13 protein-coding genes are annotated in these 21,226 nt (G+C 67.7%); 5 read left to right on the top strand and 8 right to left on the bottom strand.

Features of this window, described 5'->3' with window-relative positions:
- Positions 1–54: 54 nt before the first annotated feature.
- The 4 genes from ACFVVI_RS21995 to ACFVVI_RS21980 are packed head-to-tail and all read right to left on the bottom strand — an operon-like array spanning position 55 to position 10,029.
- Entirely contained in the window at positions 55–1,488 is a 1,434-nt protein-coding gene (locus tag ACFVVI_RS21995; protein ID WP_378992699.1) for an MFS transporter, read from the bottom strand.
- Positions 1,485–2,201, bottom strand: coding sequence for a hypothetical protein (locus tag ACFVVI_RS21990; RefSeq protein WP_387446562.1), 717 nt, complete (start codon positions 2,199–2,201; stop codon positions 1,485–1,487). The genes ACFVVI_RS21995 and ACFVVI_RS21990 overlap by 4 nt, the downstream gene beginning before the upstream one ends.
- Complete coding sequence (locus ACFVVI_RS21985) at positions 2,198–3,604, bottom strand: condensation domain-containing protein (RefSeq protein WP_387446561.1); 1,407 nt, start codon at positions 3,602–3,604, stop codon at positions 2,198–2,200. Before ACFVVI_RS21985 ends, ACFVVI_RS21990 begins: the two co-directional genes overlap by 4 nt.
- On the bottom strand, positions 3,604–10,029 hold the full coding sequence (locus tag ACFVVI_RS21980) for a type I polyketide synthase (protein ID WP_387446560.1): 6,426 nt from the start codon (positions 10,027–10,029) through the stop codon (positions 3,604–3,606). Before ACFVVI_RS21980 ends, ACFVVI_RS21985 begins: the two co-directional genes overlap by 1 nt.
- 338 nt (positions 10,030–10,367) lie before the next feature.
- On the opposite strand from ACFVVI_RS21980, the gene ACFVVI_RS21975 reads away from it, so the two are divergent.
- From ACFVVI_RS21975 to ACFVVI_RS21965, 3 genes are read left to right on the top strand one after another with little or no spacing between them, the layout of a single operon-like run.
- A complete protein-coding gene (locus ACFVVI_RS21975) occupies positions 10,368–12,512 on the top strand; it encodes an MMPL family transporter (protein WP_387447007.1) in 2,145 nt (714 codons plus the stop codon).
- 17 nt (positions 12,513–12,529) lie between these two features.
- Complete coding sequence (locus ACFVVI_RS21970; protein ID WP_387446559.1) at positions 12,530–14,098, top strand: ArnT family glycosyltransferase; 1,569 nt, start codon at positions 12,530–12,532, stop codon at positions 14,096–14,098.
- The gene (locus ACFVVI_RS21965) at positions 14,088–15,188 is read left to right on the top strand and encodes an alpha/beta hydrolase (RefSeq protein ID WP_387446557.1); all 1,101 of its coding nucleotides are present in this window, start codon (positions 14,088–14,090) and stop codon (positions 15,186–15,188) included. Before ACFVVI_RS21970 ends, ACFVVI_RS21965 begins: the two co-directional genes overlap by 11 nt.
- A gap of 64 nt (positions 15,189–15,252) precedes the next feature.
- Here the strand turns inward: ACFVVI_RS21965 and ACFVVI_RS21960 are convergent, their stop codons facing one another.
- On the bottom strand, positions 15,253–16,461 hold the full coding sequence (locus tag ACFVVI_RS21960; protein WP_387446556.1) for an esterase/lipase family protein: 1,209 nt from the start codon (positions 16,459–16,461) through the stop codon (positions 15,253–15,255).
- A 232-nt stretch (positions 16,462–16,693) separates the two neighbouring features.
- On the opposite strand from ACFVVI_RS21960, the gene ACFVVI_RS21955 reads away from it, so the two are divergent.
- The gene (locus ACFVVI_RS21955) at positions 16,694–17,341 is read left to right on the top strand and encodes a TetR/AcrR family transcriptional regulator (protein ID WP_378997051.1); all 648 of its coding nucleotides are present in this window, start codon (positions 16,694–16,696) and stop codon (positions 17,339–17,341) included.
- Between the two features lie 8 nt (positions 17,342–17,349).
- Here the strand turns inward: ACFVVI_RS21955 and ACFVVI_RS21950 are convergent, their stop codons facing one another.
- From ACFVVI_RS21950 to ACFVVI_RS21940, 3 genes are all read right to left on the bottom strand, one after another.
- Positions 17,350–18,162 carry a DUF4129 domain-containing protein gene (locus ACFVVI_RS21950; protein ID WP_387446555.1) on the bottom strand — a complete coding sequence of 271 codons (813 nt, stop codon included), beginning with the start codon at positions 18,160–18,162 and terminating at the stop codon, positions 17,350–17,352.
- A 312-nt stretch (positions 18,163–18,474) separates the two neighbouring features.
- Positions 18,475–18,906: a hypothetical protein gene (locus tag ACFVVI_RS21945; RefSeq protein WP_387446554.1), complete on the bottom strand. Its 432-nt coding sequence runs from the start codon at positions 18,904–18,906 to the stop codon at positions 18,475–18,477.
- A gap of 122 nt (positions 18,907–19,028) precedes the next feature.
- Positions 19,029–19,844 carry an NAD(P)H-binding protein gene (locus tag ACFVVI_RS21940; RefSeq protein WP_387446552.1) on the bottom strand — a complete coding sequence of 272 codons (816 nt, stop codon included), beginning with the start codon at positions 19,842–19,844 and terminating at the stop codon, positions 19,029–19,031.
- A gap of 237 nt (positions 19,845–20,081) precedes the next feature.
- Here ACFVVI_RS21940 and ACFVVI_RS21935 point away from each other — a divergent pair.
- The coding region (locus tag ACFVVI_RS21935) for a 4Fe-4S dicluster domain-containing protein (protein WP_387446550.1) at positions 20,082–21,226 on the top strand (1,145 nt) is incomplete at its 3' end.

The following is a 21,226-nucleotide window of genomic DNA, read 5'->3' as shown; positions in this document are numbered from 1 at the left end:
GACACCGAGGTCCGACAACCAGCGGCACCCGCACGCCGACGACCAGCGAAAACCCTACGAAACGCCGATCGCGGCCTGTTCTCGACGCTCGCGCGAGGGCATCGCCAAGGTGAGCACCGCCAGCACCAGCGCCACGGCGGCGATGGCGCCCATCATCATGATGCTGCCGCCGAGGCTGTGTGAACCGAAGAACACTGTGGTCAGCACCGCGAGTCCGACCGCGTTGCCGACCTGTTCGATGGTGGGTAGCACACCGGAGGACTCGGCCATCCGATTCGCGTCCAACCCGGACAGCATCATCGGCTGCAACTGCACGCCGAACAGGCCGACACCGAATCCGGCCGCGAACACCGGACCCGCGCAGAGCAGCGCGTTCGCTACACCGTCGACCAGATACAGGTACACCCCGCCCGCGCCGATACATCCGCCGAACAGGGCGATCCCGGCGGCCAGCGCCCAGATATCCCAGCGCGGCACCAGAATCAGCGAACCGAGGGCGCCGGCGCCCGCACCGAGGGCGAACAGGGTCATCACCATGCCGGTGAGCAGCGGCGAGTAGCCGAGCACATCCTGCATGGTGATCGAGGCGGCGAACACGAACGCGGTGAACAGCCCGAAGAACGCGCCGACCAGCACCGAGCCGATCCGGAAGCCGTGGTTGCCGAACAGGTCCAGCCGCACGAGCGGGTCGGCGCCGCGCGCGGTGCGGGTGCGCTGCTGGGCGAGGAACACCGCCGTCAGCACGAGCCCGGCACCGGTGACGGCGAGCAGGTCGAGCCGCCACCCGTGCTCCTGGATCTGAGCCAGGCCCCCGATCAGCGCGAACAAGCCGAGCCCGGACAGCGCGGCACCGACCAGATCGAGTGGGTGACGACCGGCCGGGCTGCTCCGGTCCAGGAATTTCCAGGCCAATCCGAACGCGAACAGCCCGATCGGCAGGTTGATCAGGAAGACCGACCGCCACCCCCACCCACCGATATCGATGGTGAGCAGCACACCGCCCACGATGGGTCCGAGCATCCCGGCGAATCCGGCCACTCCCCCGTACAGCGCGAAAACCAGGGGATGGCGCTCGCGCGGAAAACCGGCGGTGAGAATGGCGATCGTCTGGGCGGCCATCCCCGCCCCCGCCGCACCCTGGACCACCCGCGCGAGCACGAGTTCGGCAGGGCCACCGGCCGATCCACACCACACCGAAGCCGCGGTGAAGGCGACCACCGACACCAGGAACATCGTGCGCCGACCGACCATCGCACCGATCCGCGCGGCGGTGAGCAGGGTGCAGGCGAACGCCAGCGCGTACCCGGAGATCACCAGCAGCTGTGCCGACCTGGACGCACCGAGGTCGGCGGTCAGACTCGGCAGCGCGGTGTTCACGATCGTCACGTCGATCATCTGCATGAACACCGCGATCAGGCAGGCGCCGAACGCCAGCCACGCGCCGAGCTCGGGCACCTGCGCCTTCGCGACCCCGGTGGTGTCGCTCACGACACCAGTTCCATCGTGGCGCGCGGGGCCGACATCGACATCTGGGTCGGAAAGCTCAACTGCACCATCCGGTGCGGCGCCGCCACCTCGAACAGGGCGATGAACGGCGGCACGACCGAGCCGACCATCTTGTCCAGCATCCCGTTCACCTGGTCGAAGCCGGGCCGCAACCGCACCTGCCAACACGGGAACACCCCGGCCGGTCCCGCGAACACGACCTGCTTCTCCACCCGGACGAGCAGTGGCCAGTGCACCGACGCCGCGAGCCAGACGTCGACCGTTTCGACCAGCCCGTCGGCGAAGTCCAGTCCACGCAACATCGTCAGCCCACCGGCGATCGGCATCACATTCGGCGGGAACGGTCCGGGCAGGCCACCGAACTGCAGGTGCACGGTGTCGACGAAATTCACTTCCTCGCGCGAAACCACCGTCGACCCCGACCGGGTCTGCGCGCGATAGCTTTCCGCGTGCAGTCGGCCGTCGATACGCCCTATGCGCTGCTCGACGGTCATCACCAGTTCACGGTCGCGGCCGCTCTTTTCTTCCGGGCTCGCCTCGAGTGTCGTGTGGTAGCCGCCCCGATCGTGCACGACGACGTGCGCTATCTCGAAGCCGCCGGGCTCGCCGACGATGCCGACGCGGTATCTCGACTTCTCGCCATCGGGAATGGCGGGGTCGCGAAAGATGGTCGGGACGAACTCTTCTCGGATCATGGGTGCTCCGCGGCGCTGTCGATGATGGCTCCGAATACGGACTTCATGGTGGCCAGGTAGCGGCGCACCGACTCCTGCGCGATCGCGGTGTCGGGGAAGATGACGCTCAACGAGGTCCGGCCCGGTAGCCGGTTGATCCAGATGAGTGCTTCCTCGGAGGCAGCCCGGTTGGCGAAGACCCCGGCGTTCATGCTGTCGAACAGCTCGTTGCCCAGGAAGTCCCTGGCGTCGATGAACGAGATCATCGGGGTGACCCACCCCGGCTCGGCCTTGATCTCGGAATCGGGGGGCAGCAGGTCGAGAACACGGTGAAAAGAGGTGGGCGCCAGCAGGAGTCCGCTGTCGTAGGCCCGCTGCGCGAGCGCGAGCGCGCGGGCGACCGTGGTGCGTTCGCCGAGCGGGAACGCGACCGGAACGAGCGTCACGTACCAGCCCACCGAATTGTTCTCGGCCGCCGAGGTCCTGGTGCTCACCGGGGTCATGCCGAAGTAGTAGTCCGATCCGACCAGCTCGCGTTCGGCCAGTGCGGCCGCGGCGAACACACCGCCGACGAATTCGGCGCCGTTGGCACGGCAGACCTCGTCGAATCGATCGGCCTCGTCGTCGTCGAACAGCACGACGCTGCGGTGGGCGCTGCGATGGTATCCGTCGGTCTTCTTGCCGAGGTCGAGCGGGAAGGCCGGAAGCTTGTTGTCGTTGCCGCCCAACAGCGCCAGCCATTTCTTCACACCGGGAGAGGAAAGGCTCTGCTGGTCGCTGAAGAACCGCTCGTTGCGGCAGTAGTCGAGATAGCTCGCCGCGGGCGCGAGCGGTTCGGCCTCGTCCCACAGCTGCGCGGCGTAGAGCTGGGCGAAGTCGGCCGCGGACAGGTACTGCCCGAGTCCGTCGGTGTGCAGGTGGTCGACGGCCAGGTACACGGTGGTGGAATCGCCGTGCTCGATGGCACCGAAGGTGAAGCAATCCCACTGGAACGGGCCCGGTGTCGTCTTCTCCACGTGCCGGCAGATCGACTCGGGATCGTCGATGTGGCCGTAGTCGACCGGCACGAACTCGACATCGGCCTCGGGCACCAGATGACGCCGCACTGTGCCACCGGCTTCGACAGCGAACCACGTGCGAAAGGTGTCGTGGCGCAGCAGGAATGCGTGGATCGCCCGGGTGATCGCGTCGCGATCGAGGTCACCGGTGGGGATCTCGGCGGTGACCAGGCACAGGCCGGAGAACCGGAAGTCCGCGCCCGCGTGCCGGTCGGCCAGGCGCAGATACTGCTCCTGCTGGAGCGAGGGCGGCGCCGGATGGACCGGCGCCCTGGCCGCGCGCGCGACCGAGTCCGCCGAGGCGAACCAGGTCACGAGCCGGCCGGGCGCCGGGCGCCATTCGTCGATCAAGCCGAAGTCGACCATCAGTGCGATCCCGCCATCGAGACCTCCGCCGGTCGCTCGACGGTCCACTGGTCGGGCACGTCGACGATCCGCGGGGCGGATTCACCGGGCGTCACCTCCGGAAGTGGCGGTGTGACAGCGGGTTCGGAGGCCAGAATCAGCTCCGCGACCTTCGGGCCCGCCTGTTCCAAACTGAACGAGCGGCCCATCTGCATCGACATCAGGTCGATGCCGAGCGTCTTGGTGACCCGCGCGCCCAGTTCGACCGCCATCAACGAGTCGAGCCCCAGCTCCGGCACGGGCACCGTCATGTCGATCGATTCGACCGGAACCCCCATGACCACCGCGAGTTCGTCGGCCATCTTGCGGGCGATGGCGGGTCCGCGCTTGGCTTCCTCCATCGCGGCGAGTTCGGCGCGGAGCTTGGCCAATTCGGAGGTGTCCTTGGCCGAGGACTGCGCCAGGGCGGCGGTGCGGCCGGTGCGTACCAGCTGCGGGAAGGTTCCGGTCAGTTTCGCCCAGTCGGTGGGAATGATCGCCGCGTTCGTCACGCCGAGGCGCAGGGTCTGTTCGAGGTAGGCGGTGGCGTCGGCCATGTCGATCGGACCGAAACCCACCAGGTCCAGATACTTTTCGGCGGTTTCATCCGATGCCATGCCGCCCGAGGCGCCGGACAGGTGTCCCCAGCCGATGCACAGTGCGCGTTCCCCCGCGGCGGCCCAGCGCCGGGCCAGTGTTTCGACGGCGACGTTGGCAGCGCAGTAGTTGTATTGACCGTAGATCCCGTACATCGAGCCGCCCGAGGAACACAGCACGAACATGTCGAGGGTGATGCCCGCATCGGCTACCGCCTGGTGGATCACCTGCGCGCCATGGACTTTGGGGCGATAGACCCGGTCGAGCTCGTCGCGCGCCATGCTGGCGAGACGGTTGTCGGCCACCGCGCCCGCGGCGTGGAACACCGCGCGCAACGGGTGCTGTTCGGTGTGCGCGCGGGCGACGATCGCGGCGACGGCGGCGGCATCGGTGACGTCGGCGTGTTCTTCGATCACCTCGATGCCTACCGCGCGCCACACCTCGAGCTGGCGGCGCGCCGTCTCGGTGGCGGCGCCGCTGCGCCCGACCAGTACCAGCCTGCGCGCACCGCGCAGCGCCAGCCAGCGGCCGATCGCCATGCCGAACCCACCGAATCCACCGGTGATGAGATAGCTTCCGGCGCCGTCGATGTCGAGCGGCGGCAGCGAAGGCCGCACGGGCGGGCGCGGATCGTCCATCCGCAGGGCGACCCGGCCGACGCGCGAGGACCGCAGTGTCTCCTCGAACGCCTGACTCACCTCGTGTGTCTCGAACATCTGGTACGGCAGCGGGGTGTAGACGCCTTCGGTGACCTTCTCGAACACCCGCTCCAGCAGTCGCGACAGCCGTTGCGGGCGCACCGCGACCAGGCGGTCCAGATCCATCGAGTAGTAGGCGAGGTTCTTGTCGAAGTTGGCCAGTTCCAGCAGCCCGCCGGTGTAGATGTCGGCCTTGCCGACCTCGACGATGCGACCGAATTCGGCTGCGGCGTTGAAGTTCTGGCGCAGGATCTCACCGGGTGCGCTGCTGACGATCACATCGGCACCGGCGCCGCCGGTCAGCGCGAGGACATCGTCGACGAAATTGAGCGAACGCGAGTTCACCGCGAAATCCGCACCCATGGCCAGGACGTGTTCGCGCCGCTCGGGCGAGCTCGCGGTGCCGATGATGCGGGCGCCGATGGACTTGGCCACCTGGATGGCCGCGGTGCCGACGCCGCCCGCCGCACCGTGGATCAGCACGGTCTCGCCCGGTTCGAGGCGGGCCAGGTCGTGCAGGGCGTATTCGGCCGTGCCGAAGGCGATGGTGCTGGTGCAGTAGCCGGGATCGGTGTCGGCGGGCACGATCACCGCCAGCGCCCGATCGACGACGGCGAATCGGCGCATCATGCCCTTGGACGCCACCGCGACCTTGTCGCCGACCGCGACATCGCTGACCTCGGCACCGACCCGAACCACGGTGCCGATGCCCTCCATACCGGGCACGGTGCCGAAATACGTCGGCGCGAGTTCGCGTTCGCCGAGCAGGCCGATGACCTTGAGCGGATCCTTGTAGTTCAATCCGATCACCGCCATCGCGACCTCGATCTGGCCCGCGGCCGGCTCCGGACGTGGGCATTCACGCCACGCCACCTGCGAGAGCACCCGCGTGCGTGGCATGTCCAGCTCGAAGTTCGCCGCCGGATCGGCCAGCGGATGCGACGTCTCGAGCTCGTCGATGCGCTCGGGCAGCGGCTTGGTCACCATCGGCGCCCAGCGCCTGCCGTCGCGCAGCAGCACCTCGTCGCTGTTGTCGAGGGTGAAGGCACCGGGCACACCCAGTTCGGCGACGAGTTCGGCGACGGTGGTGCCGGGCTGGGTGTCGACCAACCGCCAGCGCAGCGGGGTCTGTTCGTTGAGCAGCACCCGGCGGCCACCGGCGAGCGCGGCCTGGCGCGGGTCCGGTGCGACATCGCTGCCGGGAACCGTGAAGGCGGATTCGGTGACCAGCGTGGCGTGGACGTTGCCGTCGCCGAAGCTGATCTGTGGCGGGGCGCCTTCCACGGTCGGGGTGACGTACTCCGACACCGCGACCGCGACGCGCTTGAGCGTCCACAGGTCGGCGACGTCGTCGGTGCCCGCACCGACCACCACACAGACGTGGGTGCGCTGCGTTTCGTCGGCTTTCGCCGCCTCCAGATTCGCGACGAGCTCCGACTCCAGTTCGTCGCTGTTCGGGTCGACGAGCTGCACCCGCGACCCCGGGATCGCGGCGGCCAGTTCGGCGGTGCGCAGGCTGTCACCGAGCGCGACGATCACGGTGGACACCGACCCGGCTTCGGTCAGCGCCGCGGGGTCGATCGGGTCGCGCTCTTCGAGCACCTCGGTGTAGTAGAAGTCGGCCATCCGGTGCAGCGGGCTGTCACCGGGCTTGAGCGCACCGATCTGCAGGCCGGTCAACCGCGCCACCAGGTTTCGGTCCCGGTCGAGCAGGTCGACATCGGCGCGCAGGCGGGCACCGGGGTCGCGGCGGGCGATGACGGTGATCTCCGCGGGGAGTTCGGCGAGCAGCCGCACCGCGTTCACCCCGACGGGCACCATCACGCCCTCGTTGATCCGTTCGTCGGTGAAAAGCATGGCCGCGCACTGCATCGCGGCGTCGACGACGGCCGGATGCGCCAGATGTCGCGAGCCTTCGGCGATGCTCCCGTCGACGGTGGCCAGCACCACGTCGCGTCCCACCCGCACGGAGCTCACCCGCTGGAACGTCGGACCGTATTGCAGCCCGGCCGAGGCCAGGCCCGCGTAGAACATCGCCGGGTCGACGTCGACACCGACCTCGATGGTGGGCAACGCGACTTCGGTCTGTTCGTGGCTGCCGGTCAGGGTGCGCCCGGTCGAGTGCACCGTCCACGCCGTTCCGGTCGCGCTGCGCGATCTGATCATGAAGCGACCGCTTGCCTCCTCGACGCTCATCGCGACCAACGGCACATCGGGGGCACCCATGATCAGCGGCGCGACGAACCGAACGCCCTCCAGCGCAACCTGTTTGCTGCCGATCCGCGCGGCGGTGGCGCTCAGCGCGGCGTCCAGGTAGGCCGCGCCGGGCATGATCTTGACGCCGTTGACGACGTGGTCGGCCAGCCACGGCAGCAGTTCGGTGCCCACCTGCAACAGCCACTCGGGGCGGCCCTCCACATCGGGGTCGCCGAGCATCGCGTGCCCGCCGGGTGTGCCGAGGCGGGCCTGCTCGAACAGTGGCAGCGCCGAGTGCAGGCGGGTGCGCTGCCAGGGATAGCGCGGCAACGGTACGTGCGCGGTGACGCCACGCTCGGCGGGAAACAGCAGTTCACGGTCGAGTACCCCGGCGGCATGCAGACCGATGAGGGTGCGCCGGATGCTGTGCGAATCGGACTGCTCGCGGTCGAGGGTGGGCACCGTGGTGCCGTTCACGTCCGCGTCGACCAGGGCCTCGCGGATATTGCCCGACAGCACCGGATGGGGACCGACCTCGAGGAAGATCCGATTGCCCGCGGCGATCAAGCTCGCGATCGCGGCGAAGAACCGCACCGGCTGCCGGACATTCGACCACCAGTACTCGGCGTTCCAGTCGCCGTCGGTGACGAGTTCCCCCGTCACCGAGGAGTACAGCGCCACCGTGGGCGCCTGTGGCGCCAGATCGGCCAGCGCCGTGCGCAGTTCGTCGTGGATCGGATCCATCAGGCGACTGTGATACGGCACGTCGACCCGCAGCCGACGCGCGAATATGCCGTCCTCCGTGAGCTTCTCGGCGATCTCGTCGAGTCGGTCGACGTCGCCGGACAGCGTCAGGGAGGTGGGGCTGTTGATCGCGGCGATGTCGACGCGCGGATCGTCGGCGACAAGCGCGTCGGCCTGTTCCTTGGTCAAGCCGACAGCGAGCATCCCGCCGGTTCCGGCGGTCGTGGCCTGCAGTCGCGCTCGGTGATAGGCCACCCGCACCGCTTCGCGCAGTGTCAGCATGCCGCTGACGTACGCCGCCGACACCTCGCCCACACTGTGTCCGACGATGGCCGCGGGGACGATGCCGTATCCGGCCAGCTCGCGTACCAGGCCCACTTGGACGAGGAAGTTCGCGGGCTGCGCGACCTCGGTGCTGGTCACCCGGGACTCGTCCTCCGGCTTGCTCAGTTCCTCGATGATCGACCAGCCCGCGATCGCGCGAAATTCCGCGTCGATCTGCTCGGCGGTCTCGGCGAACACTCCACCGGCGGCGAGCAACCCGCGGGCCATCTTCCAGTGCTGCGGTCCCATGCCCGAGAAGACGAATACCGGCTCGGCGGCGCTGGAGGACACCGTGCGGCCGGCGTCGCGCCCGGTACCCGAGGCGTACTCGTGCAGTTCACGGACCAGGTCGTCGGTGGAACCGTCGAGGAGTACACCGGTGCGGAACGGGTGGTGCGCCATCCGGGTCCACGCCGCTTCGGCCAGCCGGTCCGGGTCGGCCCCCGCGGAGATCAGGTCGGCGAACCGGCCCGCCAACGCACGCGCGGCACCCGTACTGCGGGCCGAGATGGGCAGAATGCCGAGGTGACGGGCCGGTTCGGTCGGCGATTCGGGCGCGCGGAACTCCTGCAGGATCGCGTGGGCATTGGTGCCGCCGTACCCGAACCCGTTGACCGCCACCGACATCGGCGCGGCGTCGGCGGGCAGCGGTTGCGCCTCGGTCTGGACGTGCAAGCCCAGCTCGTCGAACGCGATGTCGGGGTTCGGCTCGTTCAGCCAGCCCTGCGGCGGCAACGTGCGATGTCGCAGTGCCAGTGCGGCTTTGATCACGCTGGCCACGCCCGCGGCGGCCTCGGTGTGACCGATCGTGGCTTTCACCGAGCCGACGCCGATGGTGCCGGTGCGCCCGGACGCGGCACCGAAAACCCGTCCGAGAGCGCGCAATTCGACCGGATCGCCGACCAGTGTGCCGGTGCCGTGTGCCTCCAGGTACGTGATCTCGTCGGGCGCCAGGCCCGAGCGTTCGCACACGGTGCGGGCCAGCGCCTCCTGCGAGTCGGCGTTCGGCACCGTGATCGCGGTCGTTCGCCCGTCCTGATTCGACCCGGTGGCCTTGATCACCGCGTACACGCGATCACCGTCGCGGACAGCGTCTTCGAGCTTCTTCAGCGCCACCATGCCCGCGCCCTCGCCGCGACCGTAACCGTCGGCGGACGCGTCGAAGGACTTGCAGCGGCCGTCGGTGGCCAGGAAGCCGCCTTTGCACATGAGCACGAAGGTTTCCGGCTGCAGCATCACATTGACCCCGCCCGCCAGCGCGACCTCGCAGTCGTCGTTCTCCAGCGCCTGGCAGGCCAGGTGCAGCGCCACCAGCGACGACGAGCACGCGGTGTCGACGGTGATCGCCGGACCGACCAGGTTCAGCGCGTAGGCGATGCGGTTGGACAGCATCGTGTAGGAGGCGCTGGCCGGGGTGTGCATGTCGGTGTGGAACAGGGCAGGGCCCACCACCCCGATCACCGACTGGTCGACGACGAAGCCGCCCACATAGACCCCCACCTGCGCGCCGGCCGAGCGCCCCGCGATCCCGGCATCGTCGAGGGCCTCCCAGGTCACCTCGAGCATCAACCGTTGCTGCGGGTCGAGCACCGTGGCCTCGCGCGGTGAGATCCCGAAGAAGTCGGGATCGAACTCCCACGGATCGTTGGTCATGAAGGCGCCGTGTTTGGTGTAGCTGCGCCCCGGGGTTCGCGGTTCGGGGTCGTAGTAGCGGCGCCAATCCCAGCGATCGGCGGGCATCTCCACGACGCCGTCGCGCTTGTCGACGATAAAGTCCCAGAACGATTCCGGGGAATCGATTCCGCCCGCGAACCGACATCCGATTCCGACAATGGCAATATCCGACACGAAATTTCCTCCGGCTCGACCGGCCTGTGGCATGTGACCGTTGGTGTCAACGTAGAAGCCCACCCCCGCGGCGATCGTGGCGATTACCGACCTCTGGAATTTCGGACGGGTAATCGCGCGGTCTCCTGTGATCGGGCCCAGCGCGCGAAGTCATGGCTCACAACAGCATTCCGAGAATCGTTGTGACCGGCCGCAACATTGCGCGGTAGCGACCGAAAAGGCAGGCGACTCCTGACAAGTTCGACCACATCGCGAGCAGTTGGGAGGCGAATGTGTTCGCCGAGTTGACACAATGGGCAGACACCGTCGTGCGGCGGCGATATCTGGTGATCTTGATAATGGTGACCGGATTACTGGCACTGGGCACCTACGGGCTCGGACTCGGCGCGGATCTCAGTTCGAAGGGCTTCGACGATCCGTCCTCGGAATCGGTGCGCGCGGCACACGTGCGCGACAACGCGTTCGGCCGTGATCACAGCAGCGACGTGCTCCTGCTGGTGCGGGCGCCCGAAGGCACCACCATCGACGATCCGGCTTTCGCCGCGACGGTCGTGGCGGGCCTGAACACTCTGCCGCAGCGGTTCCCGAACGAGATCGACCGCGTCAACGGCGCGTATTGGCCGACTGATACCGGCGTGGCGATTCCCGAGGTCTTCGGATCCCCCGACCGTGACTACGCGTTCGCCTCGGTCGCGGTCAGCGGCCTCGACCCCACCGAACAGGGCCGCAATTACCGCAAGATCGCCGAGGAGTTCGTGATCCCCGGAGTCGAGGTCGAACTCGCCGGCGGACAACCGGTCGCACTCGCGTTGAACGACACCATGGTTCAGGATCAGCGCCGGGTGGAGTTGTTCGCCGTCCCCGCGGTCGCGATCCTGCTGTTCTTCCTGTTCGGCGGCGTCGTCGCCGCGGCGCTGCCGCTGATCGTCGGCGGACTCACCATGCTCGGCGCGTGGGGACTGCTGCGCTGCCTCACCGCGGTCACCGAGGTGAACTCCTTCGTCTCCCCGGTCGTTTCGATGATCGGGCTCGGCCTGGCGATCGACTACGGACTGTTCGTGCTCAGCCGGTTCCGCGAGGAACTCGCCGACGGACACGCTGTCGACGATGCGGTCCGTCGCTCGGTGACCACGGCGGGACGCACTGTGTTGTTCTCCGCCTTGATCGTGGTGGTCGCGGCAGCCGGGATTCTGGTGTTCCCGCAGGGCTTCCTGCGGTCGTTCGCCTACGGCGCGATCATCACCATCTCCCTGGCCGCACTGACCTCGATCACCCTTCTCCCCGCGATGCTGGCCGTGCTGGGCAGGCGCGTCGACTGGCTCGGCGTCGACTGGTTCCGTAAACCGGTCGCGAGAGATCGTGTTCCCGGCAACGGCTGGGGCCGATTCGCCGCGGGAGTCATGAAACGTCCACTGGTGGTGGCCGTTCCGATCTGCCTCGGTCTGCTGCTGCTCATCGTCCCGATCCAGAATCTGGCCTTCGGTTCCATCAACGAGCGGTTTCTCCCGCCGTCGCATCCGACGCGCCTGGCCCAGCAGCACTTCGACGAACTGTTCCCATTGCGCCAGATCGACCCGATCGACCTGGTCATCGTCACCTTCGACCCCACCACCGCCGATACCGTGCGCGCCGACGCCAACCACGCCCCCGGCCTGGCCGCGCCGTTCGCCGAACCGATGCAGTCGCCATTCCAGCCCCAGGTCCTCACCACCCAGACCGTGCTCGCCGGATCCGGCGATGCCGAGGCGACCATCGACTACCTGCGCTCGATGCCGTTACCGCCCGGCACGACGCTGATGGTCGGTGGGCAGCCCGCCGTGGAGAAGGACAGCATCGACGCGCTGGTCGAGCGGATGCCGCTGATGGTCCTGTCCGTCTTCCTGGCCAGCACGCTACTGCTGGCGCTGACGTTCGGTTCGCTGGTGCTGCCGCTCAAAGCAGCCGTGCTGAATCTGCTCGGGCTCGGCGCCACACTGGGCGTGCTCACCTGGGTCTTCATCGACGGGCACGGCGCGGGGGTGTTCGGCTTCACCCCGCAACCGATCATGTCGCTGGTCCTGGTCGTGATCGTGTCGGTGGTCTACGGGCTCTCGACCGACTACGAGGTATTCCTGCTGTCACGCATCGTCGAAGCCAGGGCCGCGGGCGCTTCCACCACCGAAGCCGTGCAGGCGGGTATCGCCCGGACGGGCCGCATCATCACCGCGGCCGCGGTGATCCTGCTGGTGGTCACCGGCGCGTTCGCACTGTCGGATCTGCTGATGATGCAGTACATCGCCTTCGGCATGGTGACCGCACTGTTCATCGACGCCACCATTCTGCGGATGCTGCTGGTGCCCGCGTCCATGCGGCTGCTCGGCGACGCCTGCTGGTGGGCGCCGGCGTGGCTCGAACGCCTGCGGCCCGCGCCGCAACACCAGACCCTCGCCCACCCGACACCTTCCGGAGCTGCTCCGACGCCAGTCCGCGGCGACCGGGACTGAACCCGCGGAGTACCACCATGAACGTCCGGAGCGGCACCGTCGAGGTGCCCGCCGCCCCCCTCCGCACGCTGCCCGCCTTCGCGTGGCGCGAGGTATCGATCGTCGCCGCCGTGGCCGCCATCCTGTTCCTCGCCAGGATCGACCGCTATCGGATCGGCGGTGACGAACTGTATTTCCTCGCGGCCGGACGGCATCCGTCGGTGAGCTATGCCGATCAGGGCCCGCTGGTTCCGCTGCTGGCGGCACTGTCGGACCACCTCGCACCGGGATCCACGGTGGCACTGCGGGTACCCGCGCTGCTGTTCACAGTGCTGGCCATCGTGCTCAGCGCGGTGATGGCCAGGGAGTTCGGCGGCGGCCGACTCCCCCAGACCGTCGCCGCGCTCGCCTACGCGACCACCCCGATGGCGGTGATGCAATCGGCGATGCTGAGCACCTTCGCCCTCGACATCACCTTGACGGCGGTGCTCGCGTGGCTGCTGATCCGCTGGGTGCGCACTCGCGAGGACTACCTGTTGGTCGCGGCGGGGTTCGTCGCCGCCGTCGACTTCCAGGTCAAGTGGCTGATTCCGATCATCTGGGCGGTGCTCGCGCTCGGCGTGGCCGTGTTCGGGCCGCGGGAGATGCTGCGCAGGCCCGCGTGGTGGCTCGGCTCGGCTCTGCTCGCGGGGTCGGCGGTCCCGATTCTGTGGTGGCAGCACAGCAATGGCTGGCCACAGCTGGCGATGGGCGCGATTGTGCGCGATGAGCAGCTCGCCACCGCCGGGGTTCTCGCGGCGCCGTGGACGATGATTCAGGTCACCGGAGCAGCCGGTCTGCTGTTGCTCGCCGGCATGTGGGCCGGGCTGCGCGCGCAGCGGTTCCGTCCGTATTACTTCCTGATCCCGATGATCGCGATCGGGCTGGGCGCGGTCGTGCTGGCGGGCCTGCGCCCCTACTTCGTGGCCGGTGCTTTCCCCGGGCTGTTCGCCGCGGGCGCGGTGTATCTGGCGGACCGGGGTATCACGCGACGCGGCGCGATCATCGGCGGTGGCTTCGGCACGCTGGCTACCGCGATCTGCGTCGCGCTCGTCGTCGCGCTGCCCCTACCGGAGTCGGCGTTGCGGCAGTCGACGACCGACTATTCCCAGATCCACTCGCGCAGTGTGCTTTTCGGTCCGAGCGGTTGGGACGACCTGGTCACCGCGGTTGCCGAGACCTATCACCGGATACCGCCGCGGCAGCGCGAGGGTGTGGTGATCGTGACCCAGAACTATTGGCAGGCAGCGGCACTCGAGGAATTCGGGCCTGCCGCCGGTCTTCCCGCGGTGTTCAGTCCGAACCGCGGCTATGGCTACTTCGGCGCCCCACCCGACACCGCGACCACGGTGCTCTACCTCGGGGTCGACGGTCCCGACACCGCGCTGCGTACCCGTTTCACGCAGACGACGCTGCTGACCCGCGTCGACGAGCCCCTCGGCTTTCCCGGCGTGAACCGCGGCGTCGCGCTGTGGCTGTGCGGCGGCCCGAGCGAACCGTGGTCGGCGCTGTGGCCCGACGCCAAGGAACTGCGCCTGGTCGACGGAACGAGTCGGCATGGGCGATAACGACGCAGCAGTGAACGGAGACAAGACAGTGCGCAATTCGATGGTGCGACGGCTCGCGCTCACGGTGGCGGTCGCCGCCGCGGGCCTGCCCGTCGTCGCGACGGCGCAGGCGGCCCCGGACCTGGTGGCCGCCCGTGCCATGGCGGCGGCGCTGCCCGCACCGAACGGCTCCTACGCCGTCGCGGCCGCGGCGAACGGGCCGGGCAAGGTGATCGATGTGACCGTGCACTCCGCGGCGATGAATCGACCGGTCACCGTCGCGGTCATTCCCGCCGCCGACCCCGAGGCGCCCGCCGGCTCGCTGTATCTGATCAACGGCGTCGACGGTGGCACCGACACCCCCGACTGGCGCGAGGGCAGCAACTGGTTCACCAAGACCGACGCCCTCGACTTCTTCGCCGCGAAACAGGCGAACATCGTGATGCCGATCGGCGGTGCGGGCACCTTCTACACCGACTGGCAGGCCGACGATCCCGGTACCGGACGTAACCGCTGGCTGACCTTCCTCACCACCGAACTGCCGCCGATCATCGATTCGGCCTTCCACGGCACCGGCCGCGACGCCGTCGCCGGACTGTCGATGGCCAGCTCGGCGGTCTTCCGGATGGCACAGCAAGCACCGCAGCGGTTTCAGATGGTCGGCTCGTTCAGCGGCTGCATCCAGACCAGCAACCCGGCCGGACAGGCGATGGTGGCCTCGATCGTCACCGCACGCCGCGGTAACCCGCTCAACATGTGGGGACCACCCACCGATCCGGCCTGGACGGCCAATGACGCCGCCCTCAATGCCGAGAAACTACGCGGAGTTCAGGTGTATGTGAGCACCGGCAACGGCCTGCCCGGCCCGCTGGACACCTTGAACGGCCCTGGTATTCAGCGCAATCCGGTGAAACTGCTCGATCAGCTGCTCATCGGCGGCGTGCTCGACGGGATCACCGTGGTGTGCACCGCGTTGCTGCGCGATCGCCTGGCCGCCCTGGATATCCCGGCGACCTTCGATTTCCGCCCGGCGGGCACGCATTCATGGGGCTACTGGGAGCAGGACATGCACACCTATTGGGAACGCGCCGCCGCGCTGCTCGTCCCCTGAACACACGAAAATCGGGTGCATCGCGGCCAAGCCGTGCCGCGATGCACCCGAATCGTCCGCTCGTCTACAGGGAGCCACCACCCCCGATCAGCCACGGATTGAACGTGCAGGTCAGATTCGGGTTCTGCACCGGATCGAGCGCGCGCAGCGCGATCGACAAAGCACGCGGCGAGTACATCATCGTCAGGTGATCGGAGATGTCCTGCTCGCACCCTTCCTGCAGCACAACGTTGTTGACCGTCGAGCCGGGGCCCTGGTCGAGGAACGTCAGCTCGTACGGGTTCGTCACCTCGTCGTAGCGCGTGCCGACCACGGTGTAATCGACACCGGGAACGGTGTCACCGTTGGCGTTGAGCGTCTTGACGAAATCCGAACCGACGGTCTGCTGGATACCGGCGTGGCCGACGAAGATCTCGATCGGACCCAGCACATCGATACCCAGGTTGTTGACCATGCGACCCAGGGCGCCGATGCCGTCGAGGCTGGTGCCGTGGTGGGTGGCGCCGAAGGTGATCAGCTTGTTGACCTTGGCCGCGCCGCCCTCGTACTTGGTGTACCAGTTCGCCATCGACCCACCTTGGGAGTGCGCGATGATGTCGACCTCGTCGGAACCGGTGGCCGCGAGGACCCGGTCCACGAACGCCGCGGTCTGCTTGGCCGAATCCTGGATGTAGCCGGTGCCCATGACACCGGGCAGGAACGAACCGAGGCCGCCGCCCTCGACGATGTTGGAACGGCCGTAGTTGAACGTGAACGTGCAGTAGCCGGCGTCCTTGATGGGCTGGCCCATGTAGGCGTAACCGTTGTAGGCATTCATCCAGGTGCCGTGCAACAACACCACCGGGCGCGGATGCTGCGCGGTCGGCTTGCAGTTCCAATCGTTGGTGCCGGGAGCACCCGCGTCGGGATTGAGCAGTCCGTAGCCGAACGCGGGCAGGAACGCCGTCGACGCGGGGCCGATAGCGCCCGGGTCGGAGGAGTAGCCGCCCGAGGAGCCCGAGCTGGAGCCGGAACCACCGAGGCAGTCGCCGGAGCCGTTACCCGAGCCCGCACCGCTACCGGAGGTACAGGCCGACCCCGTGCCGCCGAGCCCGCCGTCGGTACCCCAGGCCACATCGCGGCCCTGGTGGATGATTTCGGCCAGCTGCTGTTCGGTGGGTTCGGACGCCGGGTCAGCCGCCGCCCCCGCCCCGGAGAGGGCGACAGCAACAACGCTGACGCCCATCAGTATTGCCGCACGCACCGAGCGTGTGCGGCCACGAGTAATGGTCATGCAAGGTCTGCCTTTCCGAATGCGAAAAAGGAATCGGCTCGTAAGCCGTCCCGAACGTATGCCGGAACAACCGGCACGGAAATCGCTTCCGGTCAGGTGTGTGCACCTCACCATTCACTGTCGCGGAACCCCATGGCCGCGCACAGGAAATATTATTCCGCGCAATGCGGACCACCTTTCGGAATATTTCCACGAGAATCAGTGCAGCAGATGGCCGCCGAAAGGAATACCGATGCCACCGAAACCCGTCGACCGGCGGATCCGGCCGAAGCAGGAGCGGGCGAAGGCGACCCGGGAACACATTCTCGACACCGCCGCCGAACTGTTCGGGCAGCGGGGAATCGACAACACCTCCACCAATGTCATCGCGGCGCAGGCGCACGTCAGTATCGGAACGCTGTACCGCTACTTTCCGGAGCGGTCGTTTCTCGTCGACGAACTCCTCGATCGGCTCATCGCCGATGTCGAGCAGGAGTTCACCCAGCGGGTATTCAGCCTGCCCGTGGCGACGTCGCCCAGGAGCAGCGACGACTTTGTCGCCATCGCCTCCGAGATACTCGATGTCTTCGCCGAGGTGCTGATCGCGAAGTCGGATCTGGTTCGCGCGCTCGTCGGCAGTGTGCAGTTCTACAGCAGCGGGTTACCCGAATTCGAGCCGCGATTGCGAATGCTGGTCAAGCTCATCGTGATCCAGTTCGTCGGGCCCGGCGACGACCGTGACAACGACATGATGTCCTGGGTTCTGGTCAACACCGGATTCGCCGCGGTCGTGCGCGCTTCGGCCGACGACGTGGCCGACGGCGACCGCGCCGCCGCCATCGCCATGACCGCGCGGATGATCGGCACCTGGCTGTACGGCGAGATGCGGGGCCGCGACTAGCACTGGGCTCACACCGGCACCTCGTCGCGGGACTGAAGGTCGGCGAGAACCAGGCGCAGTAGCTGTTCGGCCCGGATACGCTGCCAGCCCAGCATCGCGTGCGGACTGAACCTGGCTTCCTCGAACAGCGCGACCAGCTCGTGTGCGCCGTCGTCGTGCAGCACGCCGCTGTCGAAAGCCCGCTCCAGCACTTCCCTCGGCGTATCCGAGATCAACGGCGCCGCGGCACGATCCGCGGCCAACCCGGCCTCCATGGCCACATAGCAGGCGATCACCGCGGTCCGCGGATCCTGACCTGGCGCGTTCATCGCCGCCAGTCCCATCTCGGCGGCCCTGGTCAGCGAGTCGACCGTCGTCGAGACCTGCTCCTCGGTCAGTTCCACGCTGTCGACCAGCGGCGCCCGGCCTGCGACGGTGACGCCGACGAGACCGGCCACCGCGATGCCGATCAGCGCGATCGCCAGGCCCGCGGCTCCCACCAACGCCATCCCGCTCAGACGCGACGAGTCGACCGCCGAATCGACCACCTGCACATCGACAGCGGCGGGCACACCGGGCTGTCCCGCTTGCGCCGGTGTCACCGAGGCGACCGGTGTCGGCTGACGCCGCGCGCCGGGCAAGACGAACAGCATGGTGATACCGACCGCGAACGTCAGCGCGACGGTACTGAGCGCGATCGGGGCCAGCACCGCGAACCGCGTGAACGACAGACGAACCCGGAGACCGTGTTCGACCGCGGGCATCGCCAACGGCAGCCGATGCTGACTGACGATGACGCCCGCGAGCAAGATCACCACCGATACCAGCAGCAAGACCGGCATCAACGCGACAGCGACCGGCGAAGTCCCACCGGTTTCACTGGGAACAACGGTCCCAGGTAAACGCCCGTGCAGCGCGATAATCGCCGCGACAATCAGAACGACCGCCGCTACCAGACGACCTATTGGCGCCAATATTTTTCCCACAGACCTACCGCCGAACCCCTGGATGCCACCCGAAATGCCCACATAATGACATTTCCCCCGGCCCTCGGGAACCGACCGCACAAGATTTGGTCGAATTCCCTCAGGGCCCCCGGATTCCTTGTCTCCGACAACATTTCCTACCGCGAGGCAAGAAATATTCCCGCGCGATCATCTCTGCTCGGGGCGTCCCCACACCGTCGGGTCCGGCGGTGGCCAGCCATCCGCCCCCGGCAGCGGAAGGTCTGGCATGGCACTCGATCGATCGGGGCTCGACGAATCGGCTATCCGATGCCATCCACCTCGAAGCGGACGTGGCGCCGGCGGTGTCGCGGAGCTCGGCGGCGCCACGACAGGGGGAGCCGCGACCGGCGGCGGTGCCGGGCGCGGGTGCCGGCTCGGCTCGGTGCGGCGTGACCGCGTCACCCGCACGATCACGAGGACGACGATGATCACGAGCACCGGGACCAGCAGGAGCGCGAGCCACGACAGGTAGCGCACGAGTTGCAAAATTCTCGCGGATTCCGGCGGCGGCTCGAGCGTCGGAGCCTGTGCGAGCACGGGACCCACAGCGTCGTGTACGGCGAGAAGGACAGTGCTCACCGGACCCCCTCCCGGAAAACCAAGCGCCGCAATCGGATACCCGACCAGTGTGCACCCCGTCCGGCGCCTCCGCATCGTTTCCGTGACCGGTTTCCCCGATGGCCGCCGCGGCCCGGGGTGTGTCAGTCGGCGAGAAACCGGGCGGCGTTCGCGTGCGCCCATCGATCGAACGTGGTGGCGGGGTGGCCGGTGATGTCTTCGACACTGGTGGTGGGCAGGGATTCCGGCGGCGGGGCGAAATCGAGCAGGACGTTGTCGACATACCAGGCCGAGTTGTCGCCCATGGTGGGGTGCAGCGCGGTGATGGTCTCCTCGCGGGTGGAGGTGCGGAAGGTGATCTCGCGGTCGAGGGCATCGGAGAGGTGCGCGACCAGGTTCGCGCGGGTGAGGACCTGCGGGCCCGCGAGGGAGTGCGCGCGGCCGAGGTGACCGTCCTCCAGCAGGGCGGTCGCGGCTACGGCGGCGATGTCGTTCATGGCGATGGGAGCACTGGCGGTGCCGGGGTGCGGCTCGTGAACAGCACCGGTGTCACGGATCTGCTGAGACCACGTCAGGGTGTTCTCCATGAAGTCGGCGGGCCACAGATGAGTCCAGGCCAAGCCGCTGCCCTCGACGGCGTTACACACACTGCCCCACCAGCTTTCGGGCTCGCCCGACAGATCCACGACGTGCCGCACCCCGGCTGCCCGCGCCAGCTCGAGGACCTCGGTGACATTGTCCGGCGAAGGTGCGAGATACATCCGGTCGACACCCTCGAACGCCGCGGGCAAGCCGGCCGGTCGCCCCAGATGCCCCCGCGCCACCTGAACGCCGGCGGGCAGCGCCGCCTTGGTGGGGTTGATGGTCAGCGCGCGAATGTCGGTCACACCGCGCGCGATCAGCTGATCCACGACCATGCGCCCGATATTGGCCGTCGCCCCGGTAACCAGGATTGTCATCGGTTTCCCTCCGTCTCGGTTCGTTGGACCACTCGATCCTGCCAACGAAATCCGAGCGGCGCACATGGCAATTTCGGGTGGGATCGCAGGCAGGTTCCCAAGTCCGCAGCGCTGCACCGAATCTGGTTGCCCGGGGCTTTCGCCGCTGCCGAATCGGTGCTAATTTGGCACCAGACATCAAGTTACTGGCCAGTAACATACTTGTGTTGCAGGTCAGCGGGGACAGGGGGCAACACTGTGAGCACTGTGACGATCACACTCGGCGTCATCGGCGTCATCATCACCGCGATCTGCTGGGGGTCACTGGCTCTCGGCCTGTCCCGGATGATTCGCGTTCTCCGCAGCGGTCAGCCCGACCGGTCACGGATCGGCCCCGTGCTGCCACGGACGAAGACCGTCGTCGTCGAGGTTCTCGCGCACACGAGAATGAACAAGTTCCGGACTGTCGGTTGGGCCCACTGGCTCGTGATGGTCGGGTTCCTGCTCGGCATGGTGTTCTACTTCGAGTCCTACGGACAGACCTTCGACCCGGAGTTCGGCTGGCCGATCATCGGCGACACGTTCGGCTACCACCTGCTGGAGGAAATCCTCGGTCTCGCCACAGTGATCGGAATCCTGGTGCTGATCACCATCCGGCAGCGCAACCACCCCCGCCGGCCCGAGCGCCTCTCCCGGTTCAGCGGGTCGAATCTCGTTGCCGCGTACGCCATCGAGACGATCGTGCTCATCCACGGCCTCGGTGACGTCCTGCTCAAGGCGGGCAAGATCGCCACTTACGGTGGTGGACACGCGTCGAGTGACCTGTTCACCATGCAGATCGCGCGGCTGATTCCTGCCGACCCACTGATGATCTCGCTCTTCGCGTTCATCAAGATGCTGGCCGGGGCGGCGTTCCTCTATCTGATCGGCCGCCACCTCACCTGGGGTGTTGCCTGGCACCGGATTTCGGCCTTCTTCAACATCTATTTCAAGCGCGAAGGCGACGGTGGCGTCGCGCTCGGCGCGGCCAAGCCCATGATGTCCGGCGGCGGCGTCCTCGACCTGGAGACCGCCGACCCCGACGTCGACACGCTCGGCGTCGGCAAGGTCGAAGACTTCACCTGGAAGGGCTTGCTCGACTTCACCACCTGCACCGAGTGCGGTCGCTGCCAGTCACAGTGCCCCGCTTGGAACACCGGAAAGCCGTTGTCCCCCAAGCTGCTCATCACTTCGCTGCGTGATCACACCTATGCCAAGGCGCCCTATCTGCTCGATGGTGCCGACAAGATTTCCGAGGCCGCGCGTGCGGAGGCGGATCGTCCGCTGGTCGGTGGCGAGGACGTCCACGGCATCATCGATCCCGAGGTGTTGTGGTCGTGCACGACCTGTGGTGCGTGTGTCGA

This window comes from Nocardia sp. NPDC058114 (assembly GCF_042884695.1).
GTDB lineage: Bacteria > Actinomycetota > Actinomycetes > Mycobacteriales > Mycobacteriaceae > Nocardia.
Note: the sequence above shows the minus strand (reverse complement) of the source record. Positions and strands in the feature narration are given on the sequence as shown.